The 16,675-nt window shown below is 39.1% G+C and carries 11 protein-coding genes; 2 read left to right on the plus strand and 9 right to left on the minus strand.

What is annotated here, in order from left to right; genetic code table 11:
* Positions 1-355: 355 nt before the first annotated feature.
* Positions 356-3,025 carry a chondroitinase-B domain-containing protein gene (locus BVC89_RS22535; RefSeq protein WP_086933367.1) on the plus strand — a complete coding sequence of 890 codons (2,670 nt, stop codon included), beginning with the start codon at positions 356-358 and terminating at the stop codon, positions 3,023-3,025.
* Between the two features lie 155 nt (positions 3,026-3,180).
* Positions 3,181-4,518, plus strand: coding sequence for a polysaccharide lyase family 7 protein (locus tag BVC89_RS22540; RefSeq protein ID WP_086933368.1), 1,338 nt, complete (start codon positions 3,181-3,183; stop codon positions 4,516-4,518).
* Positions 4,519-4,778: 260 nt separating this feature from the next.
* On the opposite strand, the gene BVC89_RS22545 is transcribed toward BVC89_RS22540, so the two are convergent.
* The 9 genes from BVC89_RS22545 to BVC89_RS22585 all read right to left on the minus strand — a co-directional run bounded on the left by BVC89_RS22545 (position 4,779) and on the right by BVC89_RS22585 (position 16,670).
* Positions 4,779-5,606, minus strand: a complete 828-nt coding sequence (locus BVC89_RS22545; protein ID WP_086933369.1) for a hypothetical protein — start codon at positions 5,604-5,606, stop codon at positions 4,779-4,781.
* 120 nt (positions 5,607-5,726) lie between these two features.
* Positions 5,727-8,375 (minus strand): alpha-amylase family glycosyl hydrolase, encoded by a 2,649-nt coding sequence (locus tag BVC89_RS22550; protein ID WP_245929201.1) that lies wholly within the window; start codon positions 8,373-8,375, stop codon positions 5,727-5,729.
* Positions 8,376-8,633: 258 nt separating this feature from the next.
* Entirely contained in the window at positions 8,634-9,401 is a 768-nt protein-coding gene (locus BVC89_RS22555; protein WP_086933370.1) for an SDR family NAD(P)-dependent oxidoreductase, read from the minus strand.
* 72 nt (positions 9,402-9,473) lie between these two features.
* Positions 9,474-10,373 carry a hydroxymethylglutaryl-CoA lyase gene (locus BVC89_RS22560; protein WP_086933371.1) on the minus strand — a complete coding sequence of 300 codons (900 nt, stop codon included), beginning with the start codon at positions 10,371-10,373 and terminating at the stop codon, positions 9,474-9,476.
* Positions 10,374-10,394: 21 nt separating this feature from the next.
* Positions 10,395-10,802 carry an acyl-CoA thioesterase gene (locus BVC89_RS22565; protein ID WP_086933372.1) on the minus strand — a complete coding sequence of 136 codons (408 nt, stop codon included), beginning with the start codon at positions 10,800-10,802 and terminating at the stop codon, positions 10,395-10,397.
* Between the two features lie 15 nt (positions 10,803-10,817).
* A complete protein-coding gene (locus BVC89_RS22570; RefSeq protein WP_086933373.1) occupies positions 10,818-12,845 on the minus strand; it encodes an acetyl/propionyl/methylcrotonyl-CoA carboxylase subunit alpha in 2,028 nt (675 codons plus the stop codon).
* 42 nt (positions 12,846-12,887) lie between these two features.
* The gene (locus BVC89_RS22575) at positions 12,888-13,670 is read right to left on the minus strand and encodes an enoyl-CoA hydratase/isomerase family protein (protein ID WP_086933374.1); all 783 of its coding nucleotides are present in this window, start codon (positions 13,668-13,670) and stop codon (positions 12,888-12,890) included.
* Positions 13,671-13,683: 13 nt separating this feature from the next.
* Positions 13,684-15,291: a carboxyl transferase domain-containing protein gene (locus BVC89_RS22580; protein ID WP_086933375.1), complete on the minus strand. Its 1,608-nt coding sequence runs from the start codon at positions 15,289-15,291 to the stop codon at positions 13,684-13,686.
* A gap of 209 nt (positions 15,292-15,500) precedes the next feature.
* On the minus strand, positions 15,501-16,670 hold the full coding sequence (locus tag BVC89_RS22585) for an isovaleryl-CoA dehydrogenase (RefSeq protein WP_086933376.1): 1,170 nt from the start codon (positions 16,668-16,670) through the stop codon (positions 15,501-15,503).
* Positions 16,671-16,675: the final 5 nt, after the last annotated feature.

Consider the following 16,675-nt stretch of genomic DNA (forward strand, 5'->3'; position numbering starts at 1 on the left):
AAATAAAACAACATAATAATTTGCATTATTGGCCTTACCAAAAAAAATAATAAGAAAAATAAATAATAATGAAATAATGAGACTCAAGATGAAATATTCAACACTCATTCCCAAAAAGTAATAATTTCGATAACTGCTTATTTTTTAAATTTAACTCTTTTTTATTTTTAATCATTAAACAAAGCTAGTTAAGAATTGTTTTAAATAAAAAATAGTTTTCATTTAATAAAAATTCAAATATAGGAAGTACTTTCTAGTTCGTTGACCCTATATAAGTTCGTGCTATATAAATTTTCACTATGCAAATTTATGTTACACAGCTGCACAATTATAAAAAGACTCTAGGAGTGTGAAAATGAAACTTAGATTATTTTTGTTTAGCTCTATTTATACCCTACTTTTTGGGTGCGGAGGAAGTGGTGGTGCGGGTAATGCCGTTAACATTACAGGCAACATTACCATTACAGGAAATACGATAAACGAACAAACTCTTACAGCTAATGTAGAAGATGGAAATGGCTTAACAGATGTTGAAATCACATATAGTTGGTTTGCAAGAGACCCCTCACAAGAAAATGCTAGAGACGAAGTTATCGAAGGTGAAACAAACAATACACTGGTACTTACAGAAGATCAGATCGGAAGCATAATTACCGCTTCAGCAAGTTATATCGATGCTGATAATTTCCAAGAAAGGCATACCTCTGCACCTACAGCACGAATATCAGCAATTGATGTGGCGGGAGTGGTAAATATTTCTGGTCCCGTTGCTGTGGGTAGGCGACTTACTGCTACCGTAAGTGATGCTAATGGCATATCGGGGAATATTAATTATCAGTGGGCCGCAGCTGGAAATAATATCGCAAACGCAAATACTAGCACATACGTTCTTACTGAAAATGAACTTGGCGAAACCATTACTGTAACGGCTACTTATACCGACGATGAAGGATTTAATTCAAGCGTCTCTTCGGCGCCAACCGAAGTAGTGGCTGCAGCTATTCCAGATGTACCAGGTATGCTCACTATCATAGGGACAGCCAGCGTGGGCGAAACACTGACAGCAGAACTGAGTGATGATGACGGTATCCAAGGATCAGTATCTTATCAGTGGATGGCATCGGGCAATAACATAGCTTTGGCGACACAAAGTACCTACTTAGTAACAAATAACGAGGTAGGTGAAATAATCACTGTAACAGCAACCTACACAGACAATGGCTCAACAATGTCAACTTTAACATCTACAGCGACAGCCTCTGTTACTCCAGCAGCGATGAATATAGAAGGTATAATAGCTATTAATGGCACTCTTGAAGTAGGTGAGATGTTAACTTCAGTCATTACAGATCCTAATGGTGTAAGCGGTAATGTAGTTTATATTTGGTCGGCAGATGGGGTGGCAATAAGTGGGGCAACAAGTGCTACGTACACTCTGACACCGGATCAGCGCGGAAAAACTATTACTATATCGGCACAATACACGGATGATAATGGTTTCACGGAGGCAATTAATTCCGCCGCAACTGATCGTATATTTTCTTTTATTGTCGATGGCGAATCATCGCTGGCAACTGCTTCTGTAAATGCTGTTGATGGTGATTGGATTGGCCTAGACACAGCAGCATCTGATGATTACATCAACATGGCAGAAATTGAGTTTATGGCAAACAATCTTACTATTACTAAAACCAGTGGTAGTACAGCTGAAGTTAGTGGTGCGACTTGTATTGTTTTAGGTGGTGATAATATTACAATGGATGGTTTATCATTTGACAACCTATCTATTATTTCAAGTTCTCAGTGTGACTCCAATGGCGATAGTTCTATATATTTAGAAGGTGATAATATCACGCTTAGCAATAGTGAGTTTAAAGGAGAAGCGGGTAACCCTGGTGCCTCAACATTTAATTGGATATCAGTAAAAGGTCTGCAAAATATTATTGAGCGCAATTACTTTACAGATAAAGATAACAAAGCAGACCATGCAGGAGCTATTATTACTGTTTTTAATAACTCATCAGCACAAAGTCAAGAAGCACATATTATTCGCTACAATTTATTTAAAGATATAGGGACACCTGGCCCTGATACAGACTCATCTCGTTCAAGTAGTGCTTATGCAATTCAACTGGGGCGCTCCACATCTGAATCTTCTCTGGAAGATGGCCTTAACAAAGTCGAATATAATTTGTTCGTTAATGTTAATTTAGATCGAAGAATCATGCGTGTACAGTCAAATTCTAACACTGTAGACCACAATACAGTCCTCGATTCTTCAGGGATGATTGCATTTGAAGATGGTGGACAAAACACCGCAACCAACAACATTTTTATTAATCAAGATGGCAATAACCCCGACGATGGAGGTATTAGTTATTCAGCTTTTGGTCATACGATTAGCAATAACTATATTGCAGGCTTAAGAACAGCATCAGGGCAAAGAGCTGGTTTGCTGGCCAATAGCGAAGCCCTTGAAAACGGTGCGAGTGATCCGGATGGCCCCACGGGCAATAGTACCAGAACTATTTCTAGTGTTAAGGTTTCAAACAACACGATACTAAATAGCCGTGAAGCCGTTGAATTCTCGACTGAAGATTGTAATCCAAGCCGACGTTTCATCGTCGACTTTGATAATAACCTCGTTGCCAATGGTGAGGATGATGGTGTTATGGGCGCTATTGCAGGACAGTTAGACAATGGCGATAGTAGCTCCAGAAAAGCTATTGTCGATGACTGCCCTATAAGTCCAAGTTCGGATTTTGATAATAATCATTTTTACTCAGGCACATTTACAAATAGTGGTTCAGCAACATTTTTCACCGATTTTTCAGGTGCTAGTGGCAATATAGGTATGGATGGCTCAACAGGTGTTGCCGATATGGTATTGGATAACAACAGCGGCTTATTAATGAGCCAAGGTGTAGATGCTGGTGTAGGTGCAGATACTACTTTGTTACAATTACTGGATGAAATGATGGTTGGTCCGAATTCAACGTGGCTACCTTCTATCTCATCGCCCTGAAATACTGTAAAAATAAAAATAGTATGTGTGATGTATAAGAAATCAGCATAAAAAGGAAAGAGAATTTGCACACATTACTAGCTAGATCAGTAATTCAATAAATTAATACTAGTTTTTCTATATTGGTTTTTGCATATCATATTAGGTATTTAAATATGAAATTTAGGTCTTTTATCTTTATTCTTGGGTTTGTATCTCCTTATTTGTATGCGATAACAATTACAAATCCCAGTTTTAAAAATGGATGGACAGGTTGGCAGGAAGTCAACCCTGATGAGCAATCCGTTGCCTTTTCCAACAAAGGATACAACGATAAAAAATCCATTAAATTAAGTGGTAAAGGTGCCTATGTCGCCCAGTTGCTTGAGGTTAAAGCCAATACAAATTACCGTTTAACATCTTATATTATGGGTTCAGGCACAATCGGAGCCAAAGCCGACGGTAAATTATTTTATGAGTCCAAAAATAAAATGAAGGACTGGACTAAAACAACGCTGGATTTTAACTCAGGTAACAGTAATAAAATTGCCATATTTGCTTCATTCAATTCTAGGGAAGGACGCTTTGATGATTTTTCTTTAGATGAAATAAATAATGAAAAAACCGCTGTATCAAAAAGCATTATCAGCTCAAGCAGCGGCGGTTACGGTCTATCACCACAATTAGCACCAGGCGGTAACTTTGAGTTAATTGATTGGTATCTCTCGATACCAGTCGATGAAAATAAAGATGGAAAAGCAGATCGTTTAGAGGAAAAAGCTTTAGTTAAAGGATTCCAAGATAAACGTTTTTTCTATACTGCGAAGGATGGAGGCATGGTGTTTAAATCTCCAATTAAAGGTGCCAAAACTTCTAAAAACACTAAGTATACGCGCACAGAACTACGTGAAATGTTACGCCGAGGAGATAAAAGAATCAAAACTAAAGGTGAAGGTAATAATCCTAATAAAAATAATTGGGTTTTTTCATCTGCACCTAAGATAGCACAGCGTTATGCTGGTGCTGTCGATGGTGAGTTATACGCGACCCTTGCGGTAAACCACGTCACGACCACAGGCAAAAAGGGACAAGTAGGACGTGTGATTATTGGCCAGATACATGCAAAAGACGACGAGCCAATACGCCTATACTATCGCAAGCTTCCGGCACATAAAAAAGGTTCTATCTACGCCGCTCATGAAATATCAGGTGGAGACGATATTTTTTATGACATTATAGGTAGTAGAAGCGATAAAGCAAAAGACCCTAAAGACGGTATCGCCTTAAATGAAAAATTCAGTTATAGAATAATAGTAAAAGGAAATTCCTTACAAGCTATCATTAGCCAAGATGATAAGGAGCTTGGCAAGGCCGATATCGACATGTCTAACAGTGGTTATAACGTGATAAACGATTATATGTATTTTAAAGCCGGTGTGTATAATCAAAATAATAGTGGAGATGCTGATGACTATGTACAAGCAACATTTTATCAGCTTGAAAACTCTCACTAAAATTTAAGAGAAGGTCTATAGAGTATATTTATCTGTAGTTCATTATCAACTCTGAATTATAAGGCTTTTATTAATGCATATAGTATTTTAAATACGGGAATGTGATCAACACTCATAAACCTTATAGCTAAAACTTACTACAATTTTTTCCAATAATATTTATGCTTACATTAGTCTGACTTCTTTAGCAGAAGTCAAACTAAGTCTTATTTAAATCATTATTTGATATTTAATGATTGATATATCTATGTCTACTTTATTTAATTAATATTACAATATCTTGAACTTGATGATGCTCCTCCCGAGCCACCTGAATCACCTGAGCCATTACGACGATGACGTGATGGCTGAGGCGGGCGATGAGATGAAGCATTGCCCGCTTTCGCTTCTTTTTTCTTCCGTGCTCGTTCTTGCTGCAATCTATTTAGCTCTCTATTTCTTTCCTTTTGTTTTGCTTTCTCTTTAGCTGCATGCTCTTGTCTTCTAGCCTGTACTTTTTTCTTATGTCTCTCAGTGCCTCTATCGTGTGCTCGTTGAGATTTATCAGCTGAGCTTTGTGCCATAGCAGCAGCATGCTGATGACCGCTATCTCTCCCTCTCTCAGTTGCAGGGTTTGATCGTAAGCCGGCAGCTTCACGAAATCTTATAGCAGCATCTTCATGCCTACCTTGAAAATGAGCTTGTGCCCCACTTTGTTCCAAATTATGAGTTCGCCTAGAAAGTTGACTTTGCCCATGCCGTCCTCCTGAGCCTTGCGCTCTAGAATTCATATAATCAGATGTACGAGGAGAATCAGAAAAATCAGAAGGATGAGCGCTATCTCGACTAACTCTTGAAGAGTGAAATGACGAAGAACGTGACGGTGGAAGCTGAGGAGTAATATCATCATCAAGCAAATTAAAAGGATTAGAAGGGCCAGACATTGCATAGCGGCTTCCTGTACCAATTAGTGTATTGGGTACTGGAACGCCAAGTAACGAGGGTTTATGAGCAGAGGCAGATTTTGTTGCTGTCGCTAAAGACGGCGCGTTGGACAATTGGCACGTGGCTGCCAATGCATGGTTTTTGGTTGTCACTGAGTTAAACACGGAGTTTTCTCCTAATTAAAGTAAATGTATTTTATTTAATGTTCAATCTTAAGTGACAAAATGATGAATATGGTTCGTTCTAATAACTAAGCCTTTTTATTCGATTTTGTATGGAAAATGTTATTTAATATAAATTAAAGCGTCATCTAGAATCTTTTCATGCCTTTCTTTAGCGCCACCAAAGCGCCATGTACCTACTTTTTCACCGAGATTTCGATATGCTCCACCACCATCCTTATCCCATGTTGTGATATATATTTTTGCATTGCGCCAATCATTGAGGCCAAGTTCTTTACCATCGTAAGTAAAGCGAATCGTATTATTTTTCTTGTTAACCTCTATTTTCGGCGCTACTCCCAGCTTACTACCTTCGCTTTTTAGCGAGGCACCATGTGTTGTATAGATATAGTTTCCCCAACCGTAGCTGATATGGGAAAAATTCCATTTGCCTCCATTTGGAAAACTACCACCAATAATAGGCAGGTGCTCGATTCCCGTAGATATATCGGTATCAAAAAATATAGAAAAAGCCACATGATCAAACTGATTTGGCGGCTGCCAAATATCTGATACCTGACACATGCTTAAAGTTAGTTCTAATATACGACCAGCAGAGCGTATTTCAGCCTCTTCGATATCCATTTCACAACCAACTGATTCATGAGTAGGTAGTAAATAACTTTTATAAGGCCCCGTGTGATCAAGCTTAGGATCTTTTAGTCTTTGGCTGAACTCAGCAATAGTGGTTCGCGTCGTATAAAATTTCTTCTTAGATGCCAGTTTTTTTGCTGGCCAATATATTTCTACAAAATGCTCTTCACTACCTAAATCATTGACGGGGATTTCAAATTTCCAATGACCATTTTTGTCTGCAATAATATTTGTAGCATTATCATAGGCACCATCAATAATACCTTGTAGTTGTGTAAAAGGCTCTGATACAGAGCCTTTTATAAGGGCTGCCCTTTTATTAAGGTAATTTTTATCTATAGATTCAAATACTATCTGATCTTTTATTTTTTCTCTTGCTAACTTGTGCTTATCTTTATCGCCGATTAAAACCATAGCTGAATTAGCTGGTGCAACGAACGTCAATGTTTGATAGTTACTAAACTTTAATGATTTACTGTACTTTTCACTTAAGACGATATTCGGTTTATCATCGCTAGAAAAGTCAGTTAATAAATTATTGAGCAATGTAGCACTATTAGAAGTATTTAGAATCGTATAAGCCACTTTATTTTTGTATTCTCTTTTATATACAAAGATGCCCGCACCAACTGTATTATCTTGCAGTATTTCAAGACTACCTCGACTAAACACTTTGTTAGACTTTCTTATTTCTATTAATTTTTTAATAAACCTATACATTGAACTTTTTTTATCAAAATAATTTTTTTCACTTTGGTATCCACCTGCAAACATAGCTTTTCGATAGCTGGTAAATAACTGCTCATCTCCTTGATATATAACAGGAACACCGGGAATTGTCATCAGCAATACATAGGCGAGGCGAAAGTTGTCGACAGTTCCTGAAGAAAGAAAACGATCTACATCATGATTATCAATAAAATTAGCCACTAGATAGGGATTATGGTATTCACGCATGTATGCTTCCAGGCGATACGATAAATATGCGGTCGGTGCGCCCTCGGAAAACACACGACCAATCTCTTTGTAAAGAGGAAAGCCCAAGGGTGCATCTATTTTCTTACTATCATCAGAAGTAATATATTCTGATATTTTTTTTTCACCGTCATCTAAATAGGGTTGTGATGTATTAAATACCTCGCCAAAACTGTAAAAATTATCTCGCCCTGAAGTTTCAGCTACTTCATAAATACCACCTTTACCATGTAAGAAATCTTCATAAAAAGTACTTTTTACATATTTAACAGTATCTATTCGAATAGCATCGACACCGGCTTCTTTTACCCAATAGCCAAAAGAGTCTTTTAACGCATTGATAACTGTTGGATTTTCTGTATTGAGATCACTTAGGGAGCTAGTTTGATAAGTAGTTTCTTGGTGCTTGTTGGAAAAATCCACAATCTCTGGCGTCCAATGATAGATATTTTTATCGCGGTGTATGGGGTTAGTTACATCGATAAAGTGAAATGGCGGCTGCTCTGGGGCATTCGTTGGCCTAGCGTTTTTATTTATATAAAAGTTTTTTTCAGGATAATTAGGGTCAAACTCTCCATGATAGCTAAAATAGTTACCTACATGGTTCACTACAATATCTTGAATCAAATACATTCCACTTCGATGTAATACATCAGATAGATCTTTATAATCATCCAAGTTTCCATAATGTTCATCAACGCTCTTAAAATCCCTTGCCCAATATCCGTGATAACCGCTGTATTGATTCTCGGGGTCCCACCACATGTTAGCCACATGGGGTGTAGTCCAAACAGCGGTAGCTCCTAAATTCTTGATATATGGAATATTGTTTATAATCCCTTTTAAGTCACCGCCACTATAGTGGCTTTCTCTTGCCGGGTTATATACTCCTGCACCTTGATCATTATTACTCGCATCACCATCGGCAAAGCGATCAATCATCAAAAAATAAATGACTTGATCTCGCCAATCGGGAGAAGGGACATGAAGAAGTCGATTCGCTTGACAATTACTGCCCTTTACCAAAGAGCGCTGGCAATTTTCAATATTATTGGCAAATGATTGATAGGAAAAGCAAGAGAGAACGCAAGTGACCAGCATCATGAAAATTGGTAGAGAAACGACTATATTTCTTGTATTCACAATATTTATGCCTATTTATTAACTAATTAATAAACTTTAACATTGTGAAAGTGAATATTTGATCAAATACTCACTTTTATTGTCATCACATTATTAACCCGACGGGACGGCAGTATATGTCGGATTGATATCAGTGCATAGATCGCTCGCTAGGCCCGACAGACTCGCGTAGAGGTCAAAACCAATTAATAGAGGTTCCCTAAATATATCAGGGCGATATATTTAGTCGTCAGCTTAATAGGGACAAAAGCTAAGAAACTACTGCATTCTCAAAGCGCCATCTAAACGAATAACTTCACCATTAATATAACTATTTTCAACAATATGCCGAGCAAGATGGGCAAATTCTACAGGGGCTCCCATACGTTTGGGGAAGGGAATAACACTTTCCAAACTTTGCTGAACCTTTTCAGGCATGGCTACCATCATAGGTGTAGCCATAACACCGGGAGCAATAGCTACTACACGTACAGCGACAGGGGCAAGATCTCTTGCCATAGGCAATGTCATACTTACGATAGCTCCCTTACTGGCTGAATAGGCACACTGTCCTTTTTGCCCTTCATATGCCGCGACAGATGCAGTATTAATGATAACACCGCGTTCATTTGAGTCATCTGTAGGAACATTTTCTGCCATTTTTTCTGCAACTAATGCACAGAGGTTGAAGGTGCCGAGTAAGTTTATAGATATCACTTTTTCAAAGTCTTCGGCAGGCATCGCTTTATTCGTCTTGTCTAAAATTCTCTTCGCTGGGGCAACACCTGCACAATTAACACAAATATGAATATTACCCCATAGTTGCTGTATATCAGCTAAAGCTGAAGATACAGCCTCTCGATCGGTCACATCAACAGTATAATATTTGTAACTTTCTTCAAAAGCGGGATCAGGGGGATTAACAGAATTAGACACCAAGTCTAAAACAGCAACTTTTGCGCCATGTTTTAAGAAATTTTCGACGACGGCTTGCCCCAAGCCTGATCGACCACCAGTAACGATAGCTAGTTTGCCTTCTAATTTCATGTAAATAACCTTTAGAATATAATCTTGATCGAATAAAATATAATTTTAATCAAAAGCTGAATAAATTTATTATCACTCTGATAGTAAGGCATTGGCTACTTTAGATTGATTCACACGCCCGAGTACCTTAGATATAAAGTCACCAACATGTATTAGTTTATTTAAATCTACACCTGTGTGAATATTTAGGCCATTGAACATATACACAAGATCTTCGGTAGCCACATTACCCGATGCTCCTTTAGCATATGGACACCCCCCTAAACCCGCGACAGAACTATCAAAAACACGAATCCCAGATTGTAGACCCGCATAAATATTCGCTAATGCCTGTCCATAAGTATCGTGTAGATGAAGGGCTAGTTTTTCTTTAGGTACATAATTACTCAAATACTCAATTAATGAGGAAATTCTTCCTGGGGTACCAACCCCAATGGTGTCCCCTAGAGATATTTCATAGCATCCCATCGATAACAGCTTTTCAGTAACACGAGCAACCATAGCCGGCTCTATATCCCCTTGATAAGGGCAACCGACAATACATGAAACATATCCTCGTACAGGTATATTATGGGACTTAGCTTCATCCATTAAAGCTTTGATGCGCTCTAAACTTTCATCTACCGAGCAATTGATATTTTTTTGATTGAATGTATCAGAAGCTGCAGTAAAACAACTCATTTCTTTTACTTTAAAAGATAATGCATTACTAAAACCTTTCACATTAGGCACTAGTACAGGATAACGAATAGAAGAGTTGTGGTTCAACATTTCATAGACTTCACCACTATTCGCCATCTGTGGTACCCACTTGGGACTAACAAAACTGCCAGTTTCTATTGTCTGTAAACCTACATCTGCCAGTTTTTTAATTAAGCTAACTTTAGTAGCAATATCCAATACTTGCTTTTCATTCTGTAAGCCATCGCGCGGGCCAACCTCTACAATTTTAACTTCCTGAGGTAAAGTCATAATAACATGCAACCTTAATATTTATTCACCATCTGTATTGAGTCTTCGCAGCCCTTCTAATTGCGTTCGGCAATTATCAGGAATAGTTTCAGTTTTCTCATCTTTATAGTTGAAATAAATCATAACGCAACTACCCTTGGCAACAAGCTTATCTTGCTGCCAAGCTTGTTGCTGCACCACAAAAGAACTGTTTCCAATATGTTCTACCCAAGTTTTTACCACAATATTTTTACCGTAAAAAATTTGTGCCACAAACTCCACATCCATTTTTTTTAAAATTAAATTCCAGTTATTTAATTCTAAATTGGGATTGAAGATTTCAAACAAAGGTGTCCTGGCATGCTCAAACCATATTGGCAGAGTCGTATTATTTATATGGCCCAGGCCATCCAATTCACTAAAACGCGGCTTTATTTCTTCATTTAACATAATATTTATTTGTAACTAAGAATTGTCTTCCGTATTTCTAATAACGACTAGTTCGCTACCACCGTCAACTAGCTCATCGGCGTTACATAAGACACTCTCTACAACACCGGTATATGGCGCTGTAATAGTGTGCTCCATTTTCATCGCTTCCATAATAATAAGGTTATCGCCTTTATTAACACGCTGATCTGGTGCAACGAAAACCTCAAGAATTCGGCCATTCATAGGTGCAGCACAGCCTTTTCCAGCTTCGTCCTGCTGGTCATCTCCCATATCTGGACTATCTAAAATAAAATCTAAATGAGTATTGCGTCCAATTAACGTAAAAAGAAAATCGCTCTGTTCCACAACACTTGCAGAAATTCGATAGCCATCAATATCGGCCCAAATAGTACTACCATCCAAATGTCCTGATATGGTGAACTCTGTATCAGAAAAACGTAATAGATAACATTCAACACCATTTTGACTCACTTGCTCGGCTTCTATGTCGTAGGAAACTTTGTCTATCGTCAAACTTCCACGATGTACCTGAGGTTGATTAAGTCTCCAGTTATCCACTAGCTGCCAAGGTGAATGTGTTTCCAATTGTGACATCATCTGCCGTCGCTGCTGCCTTCTTAGGATGAGGTAAAAAGCAGCTAAAGCGATATCAGCGTTACTCTGATTTTCAATATCCTTAAATAGAATATCCGAATGGGTTTCAATAAAATTATTGTCCACATCAGCATCACGAAAAGCTGTAGATGAAGCGATACGTTTTAATAAGTCAATATTAGTAGTCACCCCGACAACTTGATAATCTCCTAAAGCTTTATACATACGCTTAAGAGCGCTTGTCCGGTCTTTATCCCAAGTAACAAGTTTGGCAATCATCGGATCATAAAAACCGCTCACCATATCGCCTTGTCTTACTCCAGTGTCTACACGGGTGTTTATATCTTCAAACGGGGCCTGTAAATGAATGAGTTTGCCGGTGCTTGGACAGAAATTTTGCTTCGGGTCTTCAGCATAAATACGTGACTCAAATGCGTGACCTCTTACCTGTAGCTGATCTTGCTGCAAAGGTAAATCTTCTCCAGCGGCAATCCTCAGTTGCCATTCCACTAGGTCTTGCCCTGTAATCATCTCAGTAATGGGGTGTTCTACTTGCAAACGCGTATTCATTTCCATGAAATAAAAATGTTCTTTGCCATCTGCGTTCTTTTCCACTAGGAATTCAACGGTTCCAGCGCCAACATAATCAATAACTTGTGCTGCCCTAACAGCAGCCTCACCCATATTCTTACGCAAAACATCCGATAAATTAGGCGCTGGAGCCTCTTCGATAACTTTTTGATGGCGACGTTGCACAGAACAGTCACGATCAAACAAATAAACACCCTGACCTTTTTTATCACAAAAAACCTGTACTTCAACATGACGCGGCTTCGCGAGATACTTCTCCATTAGCATGTGATCGTCGCCAAAGCTGGATAATGATTCTCGCTTTGCTTCTGTTAATGACTGTAAAAATTGTTTCTCATCATATACTGGACGCATCCCTCTTCCGCCACCACCAGCAGCGGCTTTTAATAAAATAGGGTATCCCATATTATCAGCAATACGTTTTAACTCTTCGGGGTCTTGATTATCACCGTGATAACCAGGCACCAGAGGAACGTTAGCTGTTTCCATAATCGTTTTAGCTGCAGACTTCGATCCCATCGCTGCAATTGACTTGGCTGGAGGCCCTATAAACGCAATATTATCCTGTTCGCATAATTTACAGAAATCCGCATTTTCAGATAGAAAGCCATAGCCTGGATGAATTGCTTGCGCGCCAGTAATTTTTGCTGCTGCCAATATTTTTTCGGCAACAAGATAAGATTCTGACGCTGGAGAAGGCCCGATATAAACAGCTTCATCGGCAGCCTCTACATGCATTGCATTTTTATCAGCATCTGAATAAACCGCAACACTTAAAATACCTAGTTTTTTTGCCGTCCGAATTATTCTGCAAGCAATTTCGCCACGGTTTGCTATTAAGATTTTATTAAACATTTAATTCGTCTCTGCTGCGCTTAGTGAAAAGTTGACTTAATATTAATTTTTCTTATTTTTACTGGCCAAAAACCTTCCCAAGCGTTCTTGTCCTTCAGATGAAACTCGTGCACTGGCAATGCTGTTGCTGGTATATTGCATGAGTTCTTCATCAACCATACGATAGCTGACATTAAAAATTAGCTGTTTTGCTTCGCGCATCGCATTGGAACCATTTGCCAGTAGCGCGACGAGACATTTTTCTATTGTTTCATCTAAGTGTTCCGGAGGAACTACTTCGCTAAGCAAACCTAATTTTTCTGCTGTAGTAGCTGAAAATACTTCTGCTGTTTGAAAATATCGGCGACAAGCTCGCTGACCGATTGCGGCAATAACATAAGGGCTAATAGTAGCCGGTATCAGCCCCAGTTTAACTTCGCTCAAACAAAAATTCGCTGCAGGTGTGGCAAAGGCTATATCGCAACAGGCGATCAAACCAATAGCACCACCATATGCTGCTCCTTGTACGCGAGCAATCGTCGGCTTAGGGATGCGATTAAGTGTATCTAGCATATTAGCTAGTGCTCGTGCATCGTTAACATTATCTTGGTGGTTATAATCAACCATACGGCGCATCCAATTCAAATCGGCGCCGGCAGAAAAGCTCTTGCCCTCAGCTTTTAGAATTACAGCTTTGATGTCATCGTCATCAGCTATTTGAGAAAAAATGCTCTGTAATTTTGCAATTATCTCATCATTAAATGCATTATGTTTTTCGGGACGAGATAATATAACACTGGCAATACCGCGATGATCTTTTTCCAAACAAACAAATTCATTATTCATTTTAATCATTCCTCTACATACGGAATACGCCAAAGCGTGTTTCAGGAATCTCTTGATTTAATGATGCAGACAAACACATAGCCAGTACTCGGCGTGTTTGTGCCGGATCAATAATACCGTCATCCCACAATCGCGCAGAAGCATAGTAAGGATGGCCTTGTTCGTCGTAGCGCTGAATAATTTTGTCTTTAAACTCTTCAGCATTGTCGGTATTCCACTCTAAACCTCGTTTCTCACTTTGCGCTCGTTTTACCTGTTCAAGCACGCTAGCAGCTTGCTCTCCGCCCATCACCGAAATTCTCGCATTGGGCCACATAAAAAGGAAACGTGGATCATAAGCTCGTCCACACATTCCATAATTACCGGCACCAAAAGAACCGCCAATAATAAAAGTAATTTTTGGTACCTGAGCGCAGGCCACTGCTGTCACTAGTTTGGCACCATGTTTAGCAATACCCTGTGATTCGTATTGTTTGCCTACCATAAAACCTGTGATGTTTTGCAAAAACACTAAGGGAATCTTACGTTGACAGCACAACTCAACAAAGTGTGCTCCCTTCTGAGCAGACTCACTAAATAGGATACCATTATTGGCAATAATACCTACCGGATAACCATTAACGCGAGCAAAACCACACACCAAAGTTGTACCGTAAAGCGACTTAAATTCATCAAAAGCTGAGCCGTCGACTACACGAGCAATAATTTCTCTGACATCAAAGGGTTTTCTTGAGTCTGTGGGAATAACACCATAAATCTCATTGACATCATAAAGAGGGGGCTCACTTTTTTTAATTTCGATATCCGTAGGTTTAATACGATTTAAACGGGATATTGAGCGACGAGCCAACTTAAGAGCATGATGATCATTTTGCGCATAGTGATCGGCGACACCAGAGTCACGACAATGGACATCAGCGCCACCAAGTTCTTCCGCTGATACATCTTCACCCGTTGCCGCTTTTACCAAAGGTGGCCCAGCTAAAAAGATAGTGCCTTGATTCTTCACAATAATCGATTCGTCCGCCATAGCGGGTACATAAGCCCCACCTGCAGTACAAGATCCCATTACAACTGCTATCTGGGGAATATTTTTAGCGGACATATTGGCCTGATTGAAAAAAATACGTCCAAAATGTTCACGATCAGGAAATACTTCATCTTGTTGAGGTAAATTGGCACCACCAGAGTCTACAAGATAGATACAAGGTAAATTGTTTTGCTCGGCAATAGCTTGTGCACGCAAATGTTTTTTTACAGTTAAAGGAAAATAACTTCCACCCTTTACTGTCGCGTCATTAGCAACGATCATACATTCTTGACCCGCGACAGAACCTATGCCGGCAATAATTCCAGCAGCAGGTACATTATCTTCATACACTTTATAAGCTGCCATTTGACCAATTTCTAAAAATGGCGATGCCGAATCTAATAATGCGTCTATGCGCTCTCTTGGCAATAGTTTACCTCGCGCTTTATGACGTTCTTGGTAAGCAGCCCCACCTCCTTCAAGAATACTTTTGACTTTTTGTTTCAGATCTTCGACTAAGCTCATCATCTTCTCACTATTGGCGAGAAAATCTTGCGACTTAATATTGAGTTTCGATTTAATTATCGTCATAAAGTAAGCCTTATTTATTATTGATATTGCACTTTCAATATAATCTGCAGCATTTTAAGCAGTATATTTAAATGCTGCCCTTAAACAATTGCGGCTTTGCCTGAGAGAGTTCATTGTTTAAGGGCTTATATGAGTCTTTATATACCGACTATTTAGGGTAGTTATCTCTAGAGACTATTTCATAAATTTTGTATTTATCGAAACAGCTTCTAAGAAGTTTCTTTAAATAACTCACGTCCAATTAACATGCGGCGGATTTCAGATGTACCTGCACCAATTTCATATAACTTGGCGTCACGTAACAACCTGGCTGCGGGAAACTCATTGGTGTAACCATTACCACCGAGAATTTGAATAGCATCAAGTGCATGTTGTGTTGCGCGCTCAGCCGTATACAAAATAACGGCCGCAGCATCTTTGCGCGTTGTTTCACCGCGATCACAAGCTTGCGCCACACTGTATAAATAAGCACGCGAAGCATTTAACTCAGCGTACATATCGGCGACTTTGCCTTGAATTAATTGGAATTCGCCAATACTTTGACCGAATTGTTTGCGGTCATGAATATAAGGTACAACGGTATCCATACAGGCTTGCATAATGCCGACAGGGCCACCAGATAAAATCACACGTTCGTAGTCCAGGCCTGACATAAGAACACGAACACCCTGATTTTCTTCTCCTAGAATATTTTCCGCTGGAACCTTACAGTCTTCAAAAATCAGCTCACAAGTATTCGATCCTCTCATGCCTAATTTATCAAGCTTTTGTGCTTGCGAAAATCCAGGAGTATTACGTTCAACAATAAAAGCTGTAATACCTCTGGCACCCGCATTAATATCGGTCTTTGCATAAATCACATAAGTATCAGCATCGGGTCCATTGGTAATCCACATTTTATTCCCGTTGAGAATATAATGATCACCATTTTTATCCGCTCGCAGTTTTAAACTCACCACATCAGAACCAGCATTAGGCTCCGACATAGCCAATGCTCCTACATGTTCACCACTGCAAAGTTTAGGTAAATACTTTTCTTTTTGTGCTTCATTGCCATTACGATGAATTTGATTAACACATAAATTAGAGTGTGCACCGTAAGACAAACCTACAGAGGCTGAAGCTCGTGAAACTTCTTCCATCGCTATAGCATGGGCAATATACCCCATACCACTACCGCCATACTTTTCATCGACGGTCATTCCCAACAAACCCATGTCACCAAACTTTCGCCACATATCACTTGGAAAGTTGTTTTCAAGATCGATATGCGCTGCTCGGGGAGCGAGCTCTGCCTGACAGAACTTGTTAACTGAGTCACGTAACATGTCGATATCAGAACCCAAACCAAAATTGAGTACTTGATAATTCACGTTCATAGCAA

The organism is Agarilytica rhodophyticola, assembly GCF_002157225.2.
Classification (GTDB): domain Bacteria; phylum Pseudomonadota; class Gammaproteobacteria; order Pseudomonadales; family Cellvibrionaceae; genus Agarilytica; species Agarilytica rhodophyticola.

Coding starts and splice junctions, on each gene's coding strand:
- BVC89_RS22535 (WP_086933367.1), top strand. CDS start 356: ATGAAACTTAGATTATTTTTGTTTAGCTCTATTTATACCCTACTTTTT.
- BVC89_RS22580 (WP_086933375.1), bottom strand. CDS start 15,291: ATGACGATAATTAAATCGAAACTCAATATTAAGTCGCAAGATTTTCTC.
- BVC89_RS22560 (WP_086933371.1), bottom strand. CDS start 10,373: ATGACTTTACCTCAGGAAGTTAAAATTGTAGAGGTTGGCCCGCGCGAT.
- BVC89_RS22540 (WP_086933368.1), top strand. CDS start 3,181: ATGAAATTTAGGTCTTTTATCTTTATTCTTGGGTTTGTATCTCCTTAT.
- BVC89_RS22575 (WP_086933374.1), bottom strand. CDS start 13,670: ATGAATAATGAATTTGTTTGTTTGGAAAAAGATCATCGCGGTATTGCC.
- BVC89_RS22585 (WP_086933376.1), bottom strand. CDS start 16,670: ATGAACGTGAATTATCAAGTACTCAATTTTGGTTTGGGTTCTGATATC.
- BVC89_RS22555 (WP_086933370.1), bottom strand. CDS start 9,401: ATGAAATTAGAAGGCAAACTAGCTATCGTTACTGGTGGTCGATCAGGC.
- BVC89_RS22565 (WP_086933372.1), bottom strand. CDS start 10,802: ATGTTAAATGAAGAAATAAAGCCGCGTTTTAGTGAATTGGATGGCCTG.
- BVC89_RS22570 (WP_086933373.1), bottom strand. CDS start 12,845: ATGTTTAATAAAATCTTAATAGCAAACCGTGGCGAAATTGCTTGCAGA.